The sequence below is a fragment of the Nocardia sp. NPDC055321 genome (genome assembly GCF_053645575.1).
Map to the genome: position 1 here is coordinate 1 of NZ_JBSHMS010000022.1, position 18,494 is coordinate 18,494.

14 protein-coding genes and 1 pseudogene are annotated in these 18,494 nt (G+C 71.7%); 9 read left to right on the plus strand and 6 right to left on the minus strand.

Annotation, left to right across the window (positions count from 1 at the left end):
- Positions 1–118, plus strand: a pseudogene (locus ACWIGI_RS30480) (5,10-methylenetetrahydrofolate reductase); the annotation flags it as partial.
- Between the two features lie 96 nt (positions 119–214).
- Positions 215–868: a carbonic anhydrase gene (locus tag ACWIGI_RS30485; RefSeq protein ID WP_454206125.1), complete on the plus strand. Its 654-nt coding sequence runs from the start codon at positions 215–217 to the stop codon at positions 866–868.
- Between the two features lie 43 nt (positions 869–911).
- Here the strand turns inward: ACWIGI_RS30485 and ACWIGI_RS30490 are convergent, their stop codons facing one another.
- The gene (locus ACWIGI_RS30490) at positions 912–1,220 is read right to left on the minus strand and encodes a hypothetical protein (protein WP_454206127.1); all 309 of its coding nucleotides are present in this window, start codon (positions 1,218–1,220) and stop codon (positions 912–914) included.
- Positions 1,221–1,550: 330 nt separating this feature from the next.
- Between ACWIGI_RS30490 and ACWIGI_RS30495 the strand changes: the two genes are divergently transcribed.
- The gene (locus tag ACWIGI_RS30495) at positions 1,551–2,501 is read left to right on the plus strand and encodes an NADP-dependent oxidoreductase (RefSeq protein ID WP_454206129.1); all 951 of its coding nucleotides are present in this window, start codon (positions 1,551–1,553) and stop codon (positions 2,499–2,501) included.
- Between the two features lie 52 nt (positions 2,502–2,553).
- Here the strand turns inward: ACWIGI_RS30495 and ACWIGI_RS30500 are convergent, their stop codons facing one another.
- The 3 genes from ACWIGI_RS30500 to ACWIGI_RS30510 all read right to left on the minus strand — a co-directional run bounded on the left by ACWIGI_RS30500 (position 2,554) and on the right by ACWIGI_RS30510 (position 7,528).
- The gene (locus ACWIGI_RS30500) at positions 2,554–3,678 is read right to left on the minus strand and encodes a Zn-dependent alcohol dehydrogenase (protein WP_454206131.1); all 1,125 of its coding nucleotides are present in this window, start codon (positions 3,676–3,678) and stop codon (positions 2,554–2,556) included.
- Positions 3,679–3,704: 26 nt separating this feature from the next.
- Positions 3,705–6,287, minus strand: coding sequence for an alpha/beta hydrolase fold domain-containing protein (locus tag ACWIGI_RS30505; RefSeq protein WP_454206133.1), 2,583 nt, complete (start codon positions 6,285–6,287; stop codon positions 3,705–3,707).
- Between the two features lie 164 nt (positions 6,288–6,451).
- Positions 6,452–7,528, minus strand: coding sequence for a helix-turn-helix domain-containing protein (locus ACWIGI_RS30510; RefSeq protein WP_454206135.1), 1,077 nt, complete (start codon positions 7,526–7,528; stop codon positions 6,452–6,454).
- 264 nt (positions 7,529–7,792) lie between these two features.
- Between ACWIGI_RS30510 and ACWIGI_RS30515 the strand changes: the two genes are divergently transcribed.
- Genes ACWIGI_RS30515 through ACWIGI_RS30530 form a run of 4 tightly spaced genes read left to right on the plus strand, consistent with a single transcriptional unit; the run spans position 7,793 to position 13,590 of the window.
- Complete coding sequence (locus tag ACWIGI_RS30515; protein ID WP_454206137.1) at positions 7,793–9,265, plus strand: aldehyde dehydrogenase family protein; 1,473 nt, start codon at positions 7,793–7,795, stop codon at positions 9,263–9,265.
- A complete protein-coding gene (locus ACWIGI_RS30520; protein WP_454206138.1) occupies positions 9,262–10,305 on the plus strand; it encodes a MaoC family dehydratase in 1,044 nt (347 codons plus the stop codon). The genes ACWIGI_RS30515 and ACWIGI_RS30520 overlap by 4 nt, the downstream gene beginning before the upstream one ends.
- Positions 10,306–10,325: 20 nt before the next feature.
- Positions 10,326–11,987 (plus strand): AMP-binding protein, encoded by a 1,662-nt coding sequence (locus tag ACWIGI_RS30525; RefSeq protein WP_454206296.1) that lies wholly within the window; start codon positions 10,326–10,328, stop codon positions 11,985–11,987.
- A complete protein-coding gene (locus tag ACWIGI_RS30530; RefSeq protein ID WP_454206140.1) occupies positions 11,974–13,590 on the plus strand; it encodes a GMC family oxidoreductase in 1,617 nt (538 codons plus the stop codon). Before ACWIGI_RS30525 ends, ACWIGI_RS30530 begins: the two co-directional genes overlap by 14 nt.
- Positions 13,591–13,607: 17 nt before the next feature.
- Here the strand turns inward: ACWIGI_RS30530 and ACWIGI_RS30535 are convergent, their stop codons facing one another.
- Complete coding sequence (locus ACWIGI_RS30535) at positions 13,608–13,892, minus strand: hypothetical protein (protein WP_454206142.1); 285 nt, start codon at positions 13,890–13,892, stop codon at positions 13,608–13,610.
- 181 nt (positions 13,893–14,073) lie between these two features.
- On the opposite strand from ACWIGI_RS30535, the gene ACWIGI_RS30540 reads away from it, so the two are divergent.
- Both ACWIGI_RS30540 and katG read left to right on the plus strand, forming a co-directional pair.
- Complete coding sequence (locus ACWIGI_RS30540) at positions 14,074–14,490, plus strand: Fur family transcriptional regulator (protein WP_454206298.1); 417 nt, start codon at positions 14,074–14,076, stop codon at positions 14,488–14,490.
- Positions 14,471–16,729 (plus strand): catalase/peroxidase HPI, encoded by a 2,259-nt coding sequence (gene katG / locus ACWIGI_RS30545; protein ID WP_454206144.1) that lies wholly within the window; start codon positions 14,471–14,473, stop codon positions 16,727–16,729. The genes ACWIGI_RS30540 and katG overlap by 20 nt, the downstream gene beginning before the upstream one ends.
- Positions 16,730–16,972: 243 nt before the next feature.
- On the opposite strand, the gene ACWIGI_RS30550 is transcribed toward katG, so the two are convergent.
- Positions 16,973–18,316 carry a TIGR01777 family oxidoreductase gene (locus ACWIGI_RS30550; RefSeq protein WP_454206145.1) on the minus strand — a complete coding sequence of 448 codons (1,344 nt, stop codon included), beginning with the start codon at positions 18,314–18,316 and terminating at the stop codon, positions 16,973–16,975.
- Positions 18,317–18,494: the final 178 nt, after the last annotated feature.

The window sequence follows — 18,494 nt, forward strand, 5'->3', positions numbered from 1 at the left end:
GCTCATCGCCGAGGGCGCCCCGTGCCTGCATTTCATCACCCTGAATTTCGCCAAGGCGACCACCGAGGTGCTGACCAATCTCGGCTACGAGGTGACCGCGGCGCCGCTGAGCGCCTGAGTCGCGGTGTGCGACGCGGCGCCGCGAAAACGCTTCGTGAGTATGCCCACATGTCCGTTTTGTGGCGATTCTGTGGGGCGTAGGCAGAATGGCGTCATGCCGCATTCCAATCCGATCGCCGCGTGGAAGTCACTGCGCGAAGGTAACGACCGCTTTGTCAACGGCACTCCGCAGCACCCCGGCCAGGGGGCCGCGGCGCGCGCCGAACTGACCGGCGGACAGCACCCCTCGGCAATTCTGTTCGGCTGCGGGGACTCTCGCGTGGCCGCCGAGATCATCTTCGACCGCGGGCTCGGCGACATGTTCGTCGTGCGCACCGCCGGGCACGTGGTGGACTCCTCGGTCCTGGGGTCCATCGAGTACGGCGTCGCCGTACTGAACGTGCCGCTCATCGTCGTGCTGGGCCACGACTCCTGCGGTGCGGTCCGCGCCACCATCGACGCGCTCGACACCGGCGCGGTGCCGGGCGGATTCATTCGCAGCGTGGTCGAGCGGGTCACCCCGTCGATCCTGCTCGGCCGCCGTGACGGCCTGAGCACCGTCGACGAACTCGAGGCCCGCCACGTCGAGGAGACCGCGCTGCTGCTCACCCAGCGCTCGACCACGATCGCCGAGCGCATCGCCGCCGGCCAGCTCGCGATCGCGTGTGTCACCTACAACCTGGCGGACGGCCGGGCGGCGCTGCAGCGCGTGATCGGCAACGTCGGGGAAGCCGAAGTGTTCGAGGCGCTCGAGGCGCACACGGCGTAACCCACCGGCTCGGGACGGACGCGCGTCCGGCCCGAGCCGAGACTCACCACCAGTACCTCGCCACTTCCCAACTCTGCAGCGTGCCCGGGGTATCGCAGTGCGCCCAGGACTGCTGGCCGCCCCAGACCACCGGGCCGCGGCGTTCGTAGGTGGCCCAGCTGCTGCCGAACCAGCCCCACCAGTAACGGCATTCGATGCGCACCTGATGGCCGGTCCAGCCGTCGCACATCGAGTACGCCGCGCTGTTGTTCACCGGATAGGCCGCGCATCCCGGCTGCCACGGCTGCGCCTGCGCGGGGACCGCGCCCAACGCCGCACCCGCGCCCACGAGGACCGCGGCCGACGTGCTCACGAGCAATTTCCTGCCGAGCGTGTTCATCACAGACTCCCATCAGCGTGGGGCATGTCGTCCCGACCCTGACGGGGCCTCGCGCCTGTCGAACTCCGGCGGTGCGGCCGTCGAGTGCGGCGAACCACCCTTGCGTGATATTCGTCATATTTTCGCGCGTTCGCGTTACAGCGAGCTCTCCTCGCGCCTTCGCCGAAATCGCCTCCCTCAGCGGGGTTGGACCGTTTGGGGGCCGTCCGCCCGTAGCCTGGGCGACAGGCGCGAATCCGGACGATCAGGACGTCGCGGGCGCTCGGTGTCGGCACGCTTCACGAACGCGAGGGGACGACGGGAATGCAGCAGGGCGACGGTGAACGGGCGGGGAGCAGGGCGGTTCGGCTCGAAATGTTCGGCGGGCCCGAGGTTCTCACTGTGCGGGAGGTGGCCGAGCCGCAGGCGGGGCCCGGGCAGATCCGGGTCCGGGTCACCGCGGCCGGACTGAATCCCATGGACCGGTACATGACCGCGGACGACGCGACCGCGGCCGGATTCGGGCTGAGTCTGCCCGCGGGATTCGGGACCGACTACGCGGGCGTCGTCGACCGGGTCGGGTCGGGCGTGCGCGGATTCGCGGTGGGGGACAGGGTATTCGGGACCGCGTTGTCGCGGGCCGTCGCCGACTTCGTGGTGGTGGAGGCGCGGGGCACCATCGTGAGCGGCGTCGCCCACCACACCCCGGACGGGGTCGACGACCACACGGCCGCCGCGCTGCCGATCGCGGGTGGTACCGCCGCGGCCGCGCTCCACGCCCTGCGCCTCGGGCCGCAGGACACGGTGCTGATCGGCGGCGCGGACGGCGGGGTCGGGGTGTTCGCGGTGCAGCTGGCGCGTATCGCGGGGGCGCGTGTCATCGGCACCGGGTCCGCAGCGTCGGCGGAGTACCTGCGCGATCTCGGCGCCGAACCGGTGGTCCACGGTGCGGGGCTGGCCGACCGGGTGCGCGAGCTCGGCGGGGAGCCCGTCACCGCGGCGCTCGATCTGGACGGTGCGGACACCGTGGACGCCGCCCGCGAGCTGGGGGTTCCCGACGACCGCGTGTGCGCCGTCGCCGCCGTGGTCGACGGGGTGCTCGCCGCCAACGGTGCCACGGCCGGTACCGCCACCCTGGTGAACATCGCGCGACTCATCGCCCGCGGCCGGATGCACGTGCCCATCGCCGCGACCTTCCCTCTCGACGAGATCAGGGCGGCGGTCGAACTCCAGGCGGACCGGGACATGCGCGGCAAGGTCGTGATCGAACTCTGAGCGGTGTGCGGCGGCGAATCGATTGCACCCCAACGGCTTCCGGGAACACCGGCTATCCCTGATCGCCGAAGTCGATCACCGTGCGCGCCGTCGCTCCGTCGCGCATGTGCCCGAACCCCTCGTTCACGCGAGTCAGCGGTAGCCGGCGCGCGACGAGCGCGTCGAGTTCGAGCCGTCCCCGCAGATACAGCTCGGCCAGCTGGGGGATGTCGTCGGTGAATCGGTTGTCGCCCATCAGCAATCCCCGGACGCCCTTCGCCGCGGTGACCATCGCGACGCCCGGCAGTTCGAGGATCTCACCGGCGGGCGGGATGCCCACGATCCACGCGGTCCGCCCCGGCCGCACCATGCGTACGGCCTGCGCGACTGTGGCGGTGCGCCCGACGATGTCGAAGGCGTGATCGACGCCGCCGGTCAGCTCGAGAACGGTGGCCGCCGGGTCGGGGTCGGCGCTCGCGTCGATCAGATCGGTCGCGCCGAACCGGACGGCGAGCTCGAGCGCCGCGGGGTTGGTGTCGACAACCGTGATGGTGCGGGCGCCGGCCAGGCGCGCGCCCTGCACGACGTTGAGCCCCACGCCACCGGCGCCGATCACCGCGGCCGTCTCGCCCACGCGCAGCCCCGCGCCGCGCACCGCGGAGCCGACCCCGGTCAGCACCGCGCAGCCCAGCAGAGCGGCGCGATCGAACGGCATGGCGGCGGGTATCTCGACCAACGCGTTGCGGTGCACGATGACCGCGTCGGCCAGGCCGCCGAGATTGGCGACCTGACCCACCGGCTCGCCGTCCGCGCGGGTCAGTCGCGGGCGCGGGCGGCCGAGGCGGCCCAGGTCCATTCGCCTGCCGCACAACCAGGTTCGACCGGATCGGCAGTCGCGGCACTCGCCGCAGAACATGGACAGGCAGGCGACCACCGGTGCGCCGACGGTCAGGTGGCGCACGTTCGATCCGATCGCCTCGACGGTTCCGGCGATCTCGTGCCCGGGGACGGTCGGCAGCGCGGTGGGCAGGGCGCCGTCGATCATGTGCAGGTCGCTGTGGCACAGCCCGCAGGCGGCCACGCGCACCCGGACCTCGTCGGGTTCGAGCACGTCGTCGAGGTGGAGTTCCTCGAGGTCGAGGCTGCCGGGTGCGGCGGTGAGTACCGCCGCGCGAATGGGTGTCCGGGAAGATGACATCGCGTGGTCCGCTCGGGTCGGGCTGATCAGGATCGGTGCGCGGCGGGCTCGGCCGGCGGCGCGGAGTCGGGGGCCGGGGCGAAGGTGAAGCCCCGATAGCCCGCTGCGGCAACGGCATCGCAGATCTCGCGGTACACGCCCATGCCGCCGACGAACGGCAGGAACATGCGCGGTTTGCCGGGGATGTTCGCGCCCATGTACCAGGACGCGGCGTGCGGGTACAGGGTGTGCCGGGCCGCGGTGTCGACCTGCTCGGCCCACGAATTCTCCGCCGCCGCAGTGGGTTCGACCGGTGTATCGCCGTCGCGGCGCTGACGGGCGATGAGATCGGTGATGAACTCGACGTGGTGTTCGATCGCGGTGACCATGTTGACCAGCACCGACGGGCTGCCCGGTCCGGTGACGAGGTAGAGGTTGGGGAATCCGGCGGTGGCCACGCCCAGGTAGGCGCGGGGGCCGTTCGCCCATTTCTCGCGCAGCGCGATGCCGTCGCGGCCGCGGATGTCGATGGCGTCGAGGGGACCGGTGATCGCGTCGAATCCGGTGGCGAACACCAGGACCTGCGCCGGATGGTGCCGCCCGGCCACGACCACGCCGTCCGCGGTGATCCGCTCGATCGGCGTCTCGCGGACACTGACCAGGGTGACGTTGTCCCGGTTGTAGGTTCGGTAGTAGTCGGTGTCCACGCAGATCCGCTTGGCGCCGATGGGATACCCCGACGGCGTGAGCCTGCGCGCGGTATCGGGGTCGGTGACGGACTCGGCGATCCGGTCGCGGAAGAACTCCGCCACAACGGCATTGGCGTCGGTGTCCAGCAGCACATCGGCGAACACCGCGATGATGCCGGGGCCGCCGCTCGCCCATTTCTCGCGCAGCATCCGCTCACGCTCTTCGGGGGTGAGCGCCGCGGCCGGGGTGAGCGATTTGGCCAGCTCGGTCCCCGCCGGACTGACCCGGCAGGTGGCGCGGATGCGCGGGTATTCGCTTTTGACACGGTCGATCTCGTCGGCCCGCAGGGGCCGGTTGCCCGCCGGGGCGCTGAAGTGCGGGGTGCGCTGGAAGACGGTGACGTGCGCGGCCTGGGCCGCCAGCCGCGGAATCAGCTGGATGCCGGTGGAACCGGTGCCGACCACCGCGACGGTGCGCCCGGTCAGGTCGATGCCCTCGGCTGGCCAGCGCGCGGAATGCACTATCGGCCCGGCGAATTCGTCCACGCCGGGGATCTCGGGCGCGCGGGCCGCGGACAGGCAGCCCGCCGCCGAGATCAGGTAGGTGGCCCGGACCCGGTGGCCGGTGGCCGATTCCACGAGCCAGGTGTTCGACCGCTCGTCCCAGGTCGCGGCGGTGACGGTGGCGCCGAAGGTGATGTGGCGGCGCAGCTCGAACCGGTCGGCGACGTGGCGCAGGTAGGCGAGGATCTCCGGCTGCGAGGCGTAGCGCTCGGTCCAGGTCCACTCCTGTTCCAGGTCGGTGTCGAAACTGTAGGAGTAGTAGACGCTTTCGACATCGCAGCGCGCGCCCGGGTAGCGATTCCAGTACCAGGTGCCGCCCACGTCGTCGCCCGCCTCGAACACCCGCACGCGCAGGCCGAGGCCGCGCAGCCGCTCGAGCGCGTACAGCCCGGCGAAGCCGGCCCCGATGACCACCGCGTCGACCGTGTCCGCGGTGTCGGCGGTGTCCGGGACGCCGGTGACGGCGGCGACCCGCGCGGCGACGAAGTCGATGCCGGCCCGCGCGCCGGGCAGCAGATTCACCATGTGGAAGAAGCCGTGCATCTGACCGTCGACCGTGTGGGTGCGCACCGGCACTCCCGCTTCGGCGAGCGCCTCGGCGTAGGCCAGGCCCTCGTCGCGCAGCGGGTCGTGGGAGGCCAGCAGCACGCTCGCGGGCGGCAGGCCCGAGAAGTCCGGGGCGCGCAGGGGACTCACGTCCGGCTCGGATCGCACGTCGCGATCGCCGGTGTACTGCTCGAAGAACCACGCCATGGTCGCGCGATCCACCATGAGCTGGTTGTCCGGCGCGAGGTAGCTGGGCCGGTCGAAGTCGGCGTCGGTGATCGGGTAGATCAGCACCTGGTGGTCGATGCGCGGGCCGCCGAGGTCGCGGGCGCGCCGGGCGAGCACCGCCGCCAGATTGCCACCGGCGCTGTCGCCCATGACGATCAGCGGCGTTCCCGGCGCGGCGAGGTCCGGCCGGTGCGCGTCGACCCAGCCCAGCGCGGCCCAGGAGTCTTCCAGCGGAACGGGATAGGGGTGTTCGGGTGCGAGCCGGTAGTCCACCAGCACCACCGTGCAGCGGGTCCGCGCGGCCAGTTCCCGTGCCAGGGTGTCGAATCCGTCGAGGTCGCCGACCACCCAGCCGCCACCGTGGTAGTAGACGATGATGCCCGCGGGATCCGGCGCCGGGCGCAGGATGCGGGCCCGGATCGCCGCGTCACCGGACGCTATGTCGGTGTCGTGCACCGCGGCCATGGGCGGGCCCGCGCCCAGCAGCGGGGTCAGCGCGGCGTTGCGTTCCCGGGCCTGGACGGGGGTCGACTCGTGCAGGGGCGTCCGGCCGGCCGCCTCGAGCCGCCGCAGGAATTCGGTCGTGTGCGCATCCAGTTCCATACGGCGTTCTGACCTTCTGTCGTGATCGGGTGTGGCACAGCAACTCCAGCAGAGTCCGCCGCCCGCGTGGCGCGACCGGCGTGGCCGTTCGACCCATCCGGCGGGTCACTTGGCTAGCGGGCACGACCGGGCATCGCACCCCGGAGTCGAACGCGCCGACGGCCCTACAGCGTCAGCCGGTGCGACTCGCGCAGCCTGCGCAGGACGATGGCCAGGTACAGCCGCCCGCGCCCGTAGCAATCGGTCAGGAAGAAGCCGAACACCGCTTCCGCCGCCGCGACGCGATGGGCGACGGTGTTGTGATGGGTGTCCAGGGCGCGCGCGGCCTGCCGGATCGAGGTCGAGGCCACCACCACGTCGAGGGTGCGCAGCATGTCGGCCCCGGACTCGGCCAGCACCCGGTCCAGGGCGCGCACATCGTCCATCCGGTTGATCAGTTCCGGGGTCATGGCCTCGGCGAGCGCCTCGTATCCGCGCAGTCGCCAGTACTCGAACGCGACGCCCTCCTCGATCAGATAGGGGCCCTGATCGCGCGGGCTGGGCTGGCTGAAACGCAGGGCGGCCAGCGCCTCGGCGGCCGCGGCCGGGGCGTCGATGACGGGCAGCTCGCGGCTCACGCCCACCTGCACGCCGGTCGGAACACCCTGCTGGAGCAGCGTTGTCACGCGCGGGCCGACGGTGAGCAGCACGGTCAGCCGGTCACCCGGCGCGCTCATCACCCGGACACCGCCGCGGCGCAGCGCGTCGATCAGCGCGGCGACCCCGGAGTCGGGTCCGTGCGCGAGCAGGATGCGCGAGGGCTGTTCGGCGGTCAGGCCCAGGTGCGCGGCCGCGCCGCGGCGGGCGGCGCGCGATTCGCTACCGGTGGCCAGCACGTGCACGGTGCGCTGCTCGGACATCAGCGAGCCGTACTGGGTCGCCTCGTCCAACGCCAGTGTCACGCACAGCGAGAGTCGTTGCAGCAGCGCCCAATCCTCGGGTCCGACCGGGCCGCCCAGACCGACCAGCACGCCGCAGGGGGTCGAGGAGGTCGCCGCGATGGAGTCGGGCCAGATGTTGCCCGTGGTGCCCGCGCCGTCGGCGGCGTGCACGGACCCCGCGTGCCGGACCGCCACCACCCGCCCGAGCCAGCGGCCGGTGGCGGTGACGATATGGGCCACCGAGGCGCGATCGCAGGTCAGCGCGTCGAAGAAACGCAGAACGTGCACGGGGACTGCGTCGCCGGTCGGCAGCCCGGTCATCGCGGGCACCGCCCGGTGCCCGCACCCCGGTCCCGGCGCGCCGCACGCGTATCGCCTCGCCCCATGTGATGGAACCTCCTGCCCGAACACGCCCGCGACACGGGCCGGATACACCGCACCAGGCTGTCGGTGACCCGTTCGGGGTGGCAGCACTGTATCGGGCCATCCGGCGCGGCGGAAGGGGCAATTGGCTAGCGGATAACGATGCGGGGCGAGCACGGCTCTGGCAGGTTGCACTCATCCCAACTCCACGGAGAGCCGAGCATGAAACCTGTCAATCACCTCTGGATCGGGGGCGAGTGGACCGAACCGCACGGGACCGAACGCCACACCCTGATCGACCCCCGGGACGGGCAGCCCTCGGCGAGCGTGCTGCTGGCCGACGCGCACGACGCCGATCGCGCTGTCGCCGGTGCGCGCGAGCGGTTCGACCACGGTCCGGAATGGCCACTGCACGAGCGACTTCGGGTGCTCGACGAGCTGGCCGGGGTGATCGAGAGCCGGGTGGACGAGTTCGCGGACACCCTGGCCGCCGAGACCGGGGCGCCGGCGGCGTTCGCGCGCCAGGGGCAGGTCGGGTCGGCGTTGAGCACCCTGCGCGGAATCGTGGAGGCCGCGCGGGACTATCGGTTCGGGACGCGGGTGGGCGATTCGCTCGCCGTCGCCGAGCCCGCCGGGGTGGTCGCGGCCATCACGCCGTGGAACTTCCCGCTGCACCAGGCCCTGGGCAAGGTGTCCTCGGCGCTCGTCTGCGGGTGCACGGTCGTGCTGAAACCCGCTGAGCTGTCGCCGATGTCGGCCTATCTGCTCGCCGTGGCCGCCGCCGACGCCGGGGTGCCCGCGGGCCGGCTCAGCGTGCTGGCCGGGCGCGGTGACGTGGTCGGCGCGGCCCTGGTCGAGCACCCGGACGTCGACGTGGTGTCGTTCACCGGGTCCACGGCGGTCGGGCGGTCGATCGCGGCCGCGGCCGGCGGCTCGCTCAAACGGGTGGCGCTCGAACTCGGCGGCAAGTCGCCGAGCGTGCTGCTCGACGACCTCTCCGACGCGGCGTTCGCGGACGCGGTCGCCACCAGCCTGCGGTTCTGCCTGCTGAACGCCGGTCAGACCTGTGCGGCGTGGACCCGGTTGATCGTGCCCGAGCGGCGGTACGACGACGCCCGCGCGCTGCTGCGCGACCTGGCGGCGACCTATGTGCCGGGCGAGAACCTCGGCCCGCTGGCCTCGATCACGCAGTGGGACAGGGTGACCGGGTTCCTGCGGGACGGGGTGGCCGCGGGCGCGGAGGTCATCTGCGGGGATCCCGCACCGGGGCCGCCGCCGCGCGGGTACCACCTGGCCCCGGTCGTGTTCGGACGCGTCACCCCGGAGATGCGGATCGCCCGCGAGGAGATCTTCGGCCCGGTGCTGTGCGTGCAAACCCACACCGGTGACGACGACGCCGTGCGCCTGGCCAACGGCACGCCCTACGGGCTCGGCGGCGCGGTGTTCGGCACCGACACCGCACGCGCCTACGCGGTGGCCCGACGAATCCGCTCGGGCAGCGTGCACATCAACGGGCTCAACAGCAATCGGGCCGCGCCGTTCGGCGGAGTCAAACACTCCGGGATCGGGCGCGAGTTCGGGCGCTGGGGGCTCGAGGAGTTCCTCGAGGTCAAATCCATCCAGCCGCCGCCCGGATTCGCCTACCCCGCCGACCCGGCGGATTCGTACTCCCTTCTATCCCAGGACAACTCATGAGCGAAGCAGGAATTCCGGATCTCTACGCCGCGGCCCAGGCCCTGATCGCGGGCCCGGCGGCCGCGCCGCGACCCGCCCGCGACGCGATCAATCAGCCGATGATCAACAATTGGATCGAGGCGCTGGGTGACGCCAACCCGATCCATGCCGACCCCGTCGCCGCCCGCGCCGCCGGCCACGCCGCGGTGGTGGCCCCGCCCGCCATGACGCAGGCGTGGACCATGCCGGCGCTCGGCGCCGAGCGCGACGACGACCACCCGACGGTGAAACTGTTCGAGCTCCTGGACAGCGCGGGCTACACCTCGCTGCTGGCCACCGACTGCGACACCGTCTATCACCGCTATACGACGCTGGGAGAACAGGTTTCGCTGCGGGCGTCGCTGGCCGCGTGCGAGGGGCCGAAGCAGACCGCGCTCGGGGAAGGCTGGTTCTGCACCGTCCGCAGCACCTGGCTCGTCGGTGACGAGGTGGTGGCCGAGATGAACTTCCGGATGCTCAAGTTCCGGCCCGCGCCCCGGACCGGCTCGCCCGCGGCCGAACCCGCCGACCACGACCCGGGGGCGCCGTTGCCGGGGGAGAACGCCCGATACGGCGGCGCGCCGGCGCGGACGGTGCCGGAGCGGCCACCCGTGGCCGCGGCCGGGGATCGGCTGCCGGAGTTGGTGATCTCGGCGACCCCCACCTTCATCGTCGCGGCGGCCCTGGCCACCCGCGATTTCCAGCCGGTGCATCACGACCGCGACTACGCCCGCGCCCGCGGCTCCCGGGACACGTTCGCCAACATCCTCACCGACACCGGGCTCGTGCAGCGGTTCGTCACCGACTGGGCCGGGTCTCGCGCGCGGATCACCGCGATCCGGCTGCGATTGGGGGCGCCCTGGTACGCGTACGACACCCTGACGCTGACCGGGCAGGTGAATACCGTGTCGGGGCAGCGGGTTTCGGTGGCGGTGACCGGAACGTGCGCGCTGGGCAAGCACATCATCGCGACCGTGGATCTGATCATGGACGGCACCGTCGCGCCCGGGGATCCGCTGTGAACGCGCCCGATATCGCCGCGATGCTGCGCGAACGGGCGGGGGATCCGCATCCGGGACTGCGCACCCGGGACCGGGAGTGGTCCTGGGCCGAGGTGGTGGCCGAATCGCGGCGGCGCGGGGCACTGGCTACGCGACTGGATTGGCCGGGCCCGCGGCACATCGGGGTGCTGCTGGACAACGTGCCCGAGTTCGTATTCTGGCTCGGCGGTGCGGCACTCACCGGCGCGACCATCGTGGGGATCAATCCCACCCGCGACGACGACACCCTCGCGGGGGAGGTGCGCCACACCGACTGCGGGCTCATCATCACCGACGCGGCCGGGGCGGCACGGCTGAGCGCGCTCGAAATCGGGGTGGATCGCGACCGGATCCTGGATATCGGCTCGGAACGGTATCGGGCGCTGCTCGACGCAGCCCCGGACGAGAGCACGGACACGGACGCGGTGGGCCCGGAGTCGTTGCTGCTGTTGCTGTTCACCTCCGGGACCACCGGGCGCTCGAAGGCCGTGCGGTGCACCCAGGGGCGGCTCGCGCGGATCGCCCACACCGCGGTGGGGAAGTTCGGGCATACGCGGGCGGACGTGGAGTACTGCTGTATGCCGCTGTTCCACGGCAACGCGCTGATGGCCCTGTGGGCGCCCGCGCTCGCGGTCGGGGCGACGATCTGCCTGACGCCGAAATTCTCCGCCTCGCAGTTCGTTTCCGACATCCGGTATTTCGGGGCGACCTACTTCACGTACGTCGGGACGGCGATCGCCTACGTGCTGGCCACGCCCGCCACCGCCGAGGACGCCGACAATCGGCTCACGCGCGGGTTCGGCACCGAGGCCTCGCCCGAGGATCGCGCGCGATTCCGCGCGCGCTTCGGCGCCCCACTGGCCGAGGGCTACGGCTCGAGCGAGGGCGGGGCGGTGGCCGTAGCTGATCCGGCGGCGCCACCCGCGGCGCTGGGACGGCCCGCGCACGCGGGCGTGGCGATCGTCGACCCGGTGACGCTGCGGCAGTGCGCGATCGCCGAGATCGACGCGGGCGGGCGGGTGCGCAATGCCGAACTGGCGGTCGGGGAGATCGTCGACAAGACCGGATCGCCGACCTTCGAGGGCTACTACGCCGATGCCGACTCGGACGGCCGGCGCCTGCGCAACGGGTGGTACTGGTCCGGGGACCTGGGCTACATCGACGCCGCCGGATTCCTGTATTTCGCCGGGCGGCAGGGTGATTGGGTGCGGGTCGACGGGGAGAACACCTCGACGCTCGTCACCGAGCGGGTGCTGCGCCGCTATCCCGGCGTGCTGGCCGCGGCCGCGTTCGGGGTACCCGACCCGCGTTCGGGCGATCGGCTCATGGCGGCTATCGAGGTAGCCGATCCCGCCGAGCTGGATCCGCGGGCGCTGGCGGCCTGGTTGAACGAGCAGCCGGATCTGGGCGGCAAGGGGATTCCGCGGCTGGTGCGCATCTCCGCGCGGCTGCCCGCGACCGCGTCGAACAAGATTCTCAAACGCGTGCTGCAGCGCCAGCGCTGGGACACCGGCGACGAGGTGCACCAGTGGACCGGGCGTCCACCCGCGCGCTACGCACCCATGACCGCCGCCGACAAGCACGCGCTGACAACCGAATTCACCGCGCACGGACGAGAGCATCTACTCGTCCCGGACCGGGGGAACGACGATGACGGGCACTGACAGCTACGACTACGTCGTCGTCGGCGCGGGCAGCGCGGGCGCGGTCGTGGCGGCCCGGCTGGCGCGCGGCGGAGCGCGGGTCGCCCTGCTCGAGGCCGGGCGCGGCGACGACACCCGCCTGCTCCGGGTGCCCGGCATGACGTTCCTGGTGCACACCGTTCCCCGGCTCAAGGCCCGGGTGTGCTGGAAGCAGTACTCGGTCCCGCAGACCCACGCCGGGGGCCGCCGGATACCGATGACGCGCGGCAGGGTACTGGGCGGATCCAGCTCGGTCAACGGCATGGTCTTCGTGCGCGGGAACCGGGCCAACTACGACGGCTGGGCCGAACAGGGTTGCGACGGATGGGGTTTCGAGCAGGTCCTGCCCGCGTTCAAGCGGATGGAGGACTGGCGGGGCGCGGCGGGGGAGTTGCGCGGCACCGGCGGTCCGATCGCGGTCACCACCGCCGCGGACGTCAGCGACGCGACCCGCACCTTCCTGTCCGCCGCCGCGCACACGCTCGGCGCGCCGATCATCGACGACTACAACGGCGCCTCCCAGCATGGACTCTCGCTGTTCCAGCAGAGCGCCGCCGACGGTGTCCGCTACAGCTCGGCGCGCGGATACCTGCGCGAGCCGCACCTGCTGCCGAACCTGCACGTGCACACCGGGATCCATGCCACGCGGGTGGTGATCGAGAAGGGCCGGGCACTCGGGGTCGAAGTCCTCGACGGCGCCGGTTCCCGGATCGTCCGGGCCACGTCCGAGGTGGTGCTGTCCGCCGGGGTGATCGGATCCGCGCACCTGCTCCTGCTGTCGGGCATCGGCCCGGCCGCGCAGTTGCGCGACCACGGCATCGAGGTCCACGCGGACCTTCCGGTGGGTGAGAACCTGCAGGATCACCTGTTCGTGCCCATGACCTACCTCGTGGACAACTCCCCGCATCGCGGCACGGTCCGGCATTTCCTGGGTGGGCTCCTGGAGGAGACCCTGCGCCCGGGATCGGGATGGTTCGGGCGCACCTTCCTCGAAGGGGTCGGCTTCGTCCGCACCTCACGCGCGGGCGCCGTCCCCGACCTCCAGCTCCACCTGCTGCCGTGGAGTTACGTCGCCCCGAACCAGGATCGCGACGTCCTGCACCGGGTGGACCCCCGCCCCGCGCTGACCGTCATGCCCACCATGATCTACCCGCGCAGCCGCGGCACCGTGCGCCTGGCCGCACCCGACCCGCTGCGGGCTCCGCTCATCGACCCGGCCTATCTGTCCGATCCGGCCGACGCCGAGCTACTGCTCGAAGGTATGGCCATGACCCGAGAGATCATGGCGCACAACGACATCGCCGGTCACACCCGCGGTGAGCTGCACCCCGGGCCACGATTCGCCGACCCCGCCGCACTGCGCCGCGAACTGCCCCACCGCATCCATTCGGTCTATCACCCGGTCGGCACCTGCCGCATGGGCGTGGACGAGGGCGCGGTCGTCGATCCCCGCCTGCGCGTGCGCGGCGTCGACGGTCTGCGCGTGGCCGACGCGTCGATCATGCCCACGATCACCGGCGGCAACACCAACGCTCCGGCCCTGATGATCGGGGAGATGTGCGCGGCCTTCATGAGCGAGCCGTAGCCGCCGGCCGGCGCGGGTCAGCGGTACTGCTCGCTGTGGTGGGAGAGGCGCTCGGCGAACGTCTCGGTCCAGGCAGCGGCCTCGGACTCGTCGGCGTGATCGGCGATCCGGCGCCGTGTCGCTCTGCGTTCGAGGGGTCCGCGGCCGAGATTCTTACCGGGGCGCGGCGGCGCCGCCAGTAGTCGCACACCCCAGCGGATGTACGCCTCCAGCGGCATCCCGGCGCACTCGGCCGCGGCGCGCAGATCGCGCCATTCGTCCTCGTCCATGGTCACGGTAACCGTGACGTCTTTGGTCGCCATAGGCCAACGTTAGTCCGTTCCGCCGCCGCGGGTCGGGGTTTGCGGGACGATCGGTCCGCGCGCCGCCGCGCCGATTCCGGTCGGCGGAACCGGTTTCGGCGCGGCGCGAATCAAATACTTGACTCATTCCAGATTAGCGGCGAGACTGGCGAGCGTGCCCACGGCCATGGAATTCCAGCAGATGTTGCGAGGGGTTTCGCTGCGCGTGACAGCTCCACGCGTGGCAGTGCTGAGCGCCGTGCACGACCAACCGCACGCCGACACCGACTCGATCATCCGTGCCGTGCGTGCGAACCTGTCCGCGGTGTCCCACCAGGCGGTGTACGACTCGTTGCGCACCCTCACCGCGGCCGGGCTCCTGCGATGTATCCAACCCTCGGGCCTGGTGGCGCGCTACGAGTCCCGCGTCGGCGACAACCACCACCACGTCGTGTGCCGCACGTGTGGGTCCATCGCCGACGTCGACTGCTCGGTCGGCGCGGCCCCCTGCCTCACCGCCTCCGACGACCACGGTTTCGCGATCGACGAAGCCGAGGTCATCTACTGGGGTCTGTGCCCCGATTGTGCCGCGGCACAACATGATTCACCACTTACCTGATCGCAGCCCGCAATCACCCTCAGGAAGGAACACTGTGACCTCCGAATGCCCAGTCACCGGCGGTAACGCCAGCGAGAGCGAGAACCCGGCGATCCCGTCCCCGACCGCCAAGAACGGCCGCCCGCGCACCAACCAGGACTGGTGGCCCGAGCAGATCGATCTCTCGGTCCTGCACGCGCATTCGTCGAAGTCGAACCCGCTCGGCGCGGACTTCGACTACGCCAAGGAATTCGCCAAGCTCGACGTCGAGGCCCTCAAGGCCGACGTCGCCGCCGTGCTGACCGATTCCCAGGATTGGTGGCCCGCCGACTACGGCAACTACGGCGGCCTGTTCATCCGCCTGAGCTGGCACGCGGCCGGCACCTACCGCATCGCCGACGGCCGCGGCGGCGGCGGCCAGGGCGCGCAGCGCTTCGCCCCGCTCAACAGCTGGCCCGACAACGCCAACCTGGACAAGGCCCGCCGCCTGCTGTGGCCGGTCAAGCAGAAGTACGGCAACCAGATCTCCTGGGCCGACCTGCTGGTCTTCGCCGGCAACGTGGCCCTGGACTCCATGGGATTCCAGACCTTCGGCTTCGGCTTCGGCCGCGCGGACGTCTGGGAGCCCGAGGAGGTCTTCTGGGGTCCGGAGGACACCTGGCTGGGCGACGAGCGCTACAGCGGTGACCGCGAACTGTCGGGTCCGCTGGGCGCGGTCCAGATGGGCCTGATCTACGTGAACCCGGAAGGCCCGAACGGCCAGCCGGATCCGGTCGCCTCCGCGCGCGACATCCGAGACACGTTCGGCCGCATGGCGATGAACGACGAGGAGACCGCCGCGCTGATCGTCGGAGGCCACAGCTTCGGCAAGACCCACGGCGCCGGCGATGCCGCGCTGGTCGGCGCCGAACCCGAGGCCGCCTCGATCGAGCAGCAGGGCCTGGGCTGGAAGAGCGCCTACGGCACCGGCAAGGGCAAGGACGCCATCACCAGCGGTCTCGAGGTCGTATGGACCTCCACCCCGACCCAGTGGGGCAACGGCTTCCTGCAGAACCTGTACGGCTACGAGTGGGAGCTGACCAAGAGCCCCGCGGGCGCGCACCAGTGGAAGCCGAAGGACGGCGCGGGCGAGGGCACCATCCCCGACCCGTTCGGCGGTCCCGCGCGCACCCCCACGATGCTGACCTCGGACCTGGCCCTGCGCGAGGATCCGATCTACCGCGAGATCACCCGGCGCTGGCTCGATCACCCCGAGGAGCTGTCCGAGGCCTTCGCCAAGGCCTGGTACAAGCTGCTGCACCGCGACCTCGGCCCGATCAGCCGCTACCTCGGCCCGTGGGTGCCCGAGGAGCAGCTGTGGCAGGACCCGGTGCCCGCGGTCGATCACGAGCTGATCGGCGAGCAGGACATCGCGGCGCTCAAGGCCAAGGTGCTCGAGTCGGGCCTGACGGTCGCGCAGCTGGTCAAGACCGCGTGGGCGGCCGCCTCGAGCTTCCGCAGCACCGACAAGCGCGGTGGCGCGAACGGCGCTCGCCTGCGGCTCGAGCCCCAGAAGAGCTGGGAGGTCAACGAACCCGCCGCGCTGGCTCAGGTGCTGCCCGTGCTCGAGGGAATCGCGCAGGAGTTCAACGGATCCGGCAAGAAGGTCTCGCTGGCCGACCTGATCGTCCTGGCCGGGTCCGCGGCCGTCGAGAAGGCCGCCAAGGACGCCGGATACGACGTCACCGTCCCGTTCCATCCCGGACGGACCGACGCCTCGCAGGAGAACACCGACGTCGAGTCGTTCGCGGTGCTCGAGCCCCGCGCCGACGGCTTCCGCAACTACGTCCGCCCCGGTGAGAAGGCCCCGCTCGAGCGGCTGCTGCTGGAGAAGGCGTACCTGCTCGACGTCACCGCGCCGGAGCTGACCGTGCTGGTCGGCGGCCTGCGCGCCCTCGGCGCCAACTACGGCGACTCCGAGCACGGCGTCTTCACCGACCGCCCGGGCGTGCTGACGAACGACTTCTTCGTCAACCTGCTGAACCAGAACACCGAGTGGAAGGCGTCCGAGACCGCGGAGAACGTCTACGAGGGCGTCGACTCCCGCTCGGGCAAGGCGGTCTGGACCGCCACCGCCAACGACCTGGTCTTCGGCTCGCACTCGCAGCTGCGGGCGATCGCGGAGGTCTACGCCCAGCAGGATTCGGGCGAGCGCTTCGTGAACGACTTCGTCGCCGCGTGGGTCAAGGTCGTCGACAGCGACCGCTTCGACCTGGCCTGATCGATACACCGGAACCCGGGTCGGACCACACGGTCCGGGCCCGGGTTTCGCTGTGCCGCAGTGCTTTTCTTGGAGGATGTCAGCGGGACCCGGTCCACGCGGCCGGGGCCGCCGAATATCGGTGCGTCCACAGGGGTTCGGCTCCGGCCGGCACCCGCAGCCGGGCCTGTCCCGGCCACCAGGCGCGCCGCGCCGGTGGTGCGTGGCGGGCGTGCGTTCGCGGTCCCGAGCTCGGGTCGCCCGCTACTTGCCGAGCAGATGCCGCAGGGCGGGATCCAATTCGGCTGTGCGGAAACGATGTTCGGCCTTCGCCAAGCGTTCCGGGAGGACCCGCTGACTCGCGGCGGCGAGTTCGCGGGCACCCTGTTCGCCCAGCAGCAGCGCCGGGCCGAACGTCGGGACCGGCAGGAACGCGGGGCGATGGAGGACTTTCGCCAGGACGGCGGTGTACTCGGCGTTGCGCACCGGGTTCGGGCTCACCGCGTTGACCGGGCCGGACAGCGAATCATCCCAGAGCGCACGGTGATACACGTCCACGAGATCGTCGACGCCGATCCACGGCAGCCACTGCCTGCCGTCGCCGATCCGCCCGCCCAGGCCCGCGGCGAACAGCGGGCGCAGCAGGCGCAGGGTGCCCCCGCGCGGGGACTGCACGATCCCGGTCCGGACCCGGACCACACGGGTGCCCGCCGCGGCGGCGGGCTCGGTGGCGTCCTCCCAGTCCGCGACCACGTCGGCCAGGAAACCGTCACCGCGCGTGGAGTTCTCGGTGAGCTCGTCGTCGCCGCGGTCGTAGCCGTAGTACCCGACGGCCGACGCGCTCACGAAAGCGCCCACGCCCGCGCGGCCCGCCAGCTCGGCGAGCCGGCGCGTCGGTTCGATCCTGCTGTCCCGGATGTCTTTTCGATGCTGTTCGGTGAATCGACCCGCGATCGAGGCCCCGGCGAGGTGGACGACCGCGTCGATCCCGTCGAGCAGATCGGGTGCGGGAGCGCCCGTGTCCCAGCGTCGTTCGCCCGCGTGGCGCGGTGCGTGGCGCACCAGCCGGATCACGGTGTGCCCGCCGGTGCTCAGGAACGCCGCCAGCGCCGAGCCGACCAGGCCGGACGCGCCGGTGATCGCGATGGTGGACCCCGAGAATCCGTGCCGCGCCGCCCGCCGGTGCGCGGCCAGGTCGTCGGCCAGTTGCCGGTACCGGTAGTCGAACGTGGCCCGCAGCGCGGCCTCGGGGATCGGCGTCTCGACCCGGTCGATCACCCGCGTGTGCGTCGCGTCGACGGCTTCGAACTCGTGAATGTGCCGCCAGCGCATCGCGATTCCGGCCGGCATCGACGCCACGCCGTCCACGGCGACCGCGTCCGCGAACCGGTGCGGCGGATCGTAGGCCGCGGCGTCGTGCTGCGCGACCCAGCGCAGACCCCCGGGTAGTCCCAGGACGGCCCGGCCGTCGGCGAGCGACTCGGCCTCCGAGATCAGGGTCATCGGCTGCCACGGCGGTACCAGCCGGGTGAAGGCCCCGGGCCGGGCGAACCAGTCGAATACTTCCGCCAATGGCGCGTCGACCACGCTGGAACGTTGGATGCCCATCCCTCGACTGTAGGCGCGAATCCGGCGATTGCAGCGAACGTGCATCGTTCGCGCCGGATGTGCCGGAGCGCGGGCGTGCCCGCGCGCACCTCGCCCCGAGTCCGGTTCGCCGCGAACGGCTCGGGCCCGGCGGGTCGGCCCGGCTCGCCCGCGGCATCCCCGCGAGTCCGTGGCCAGC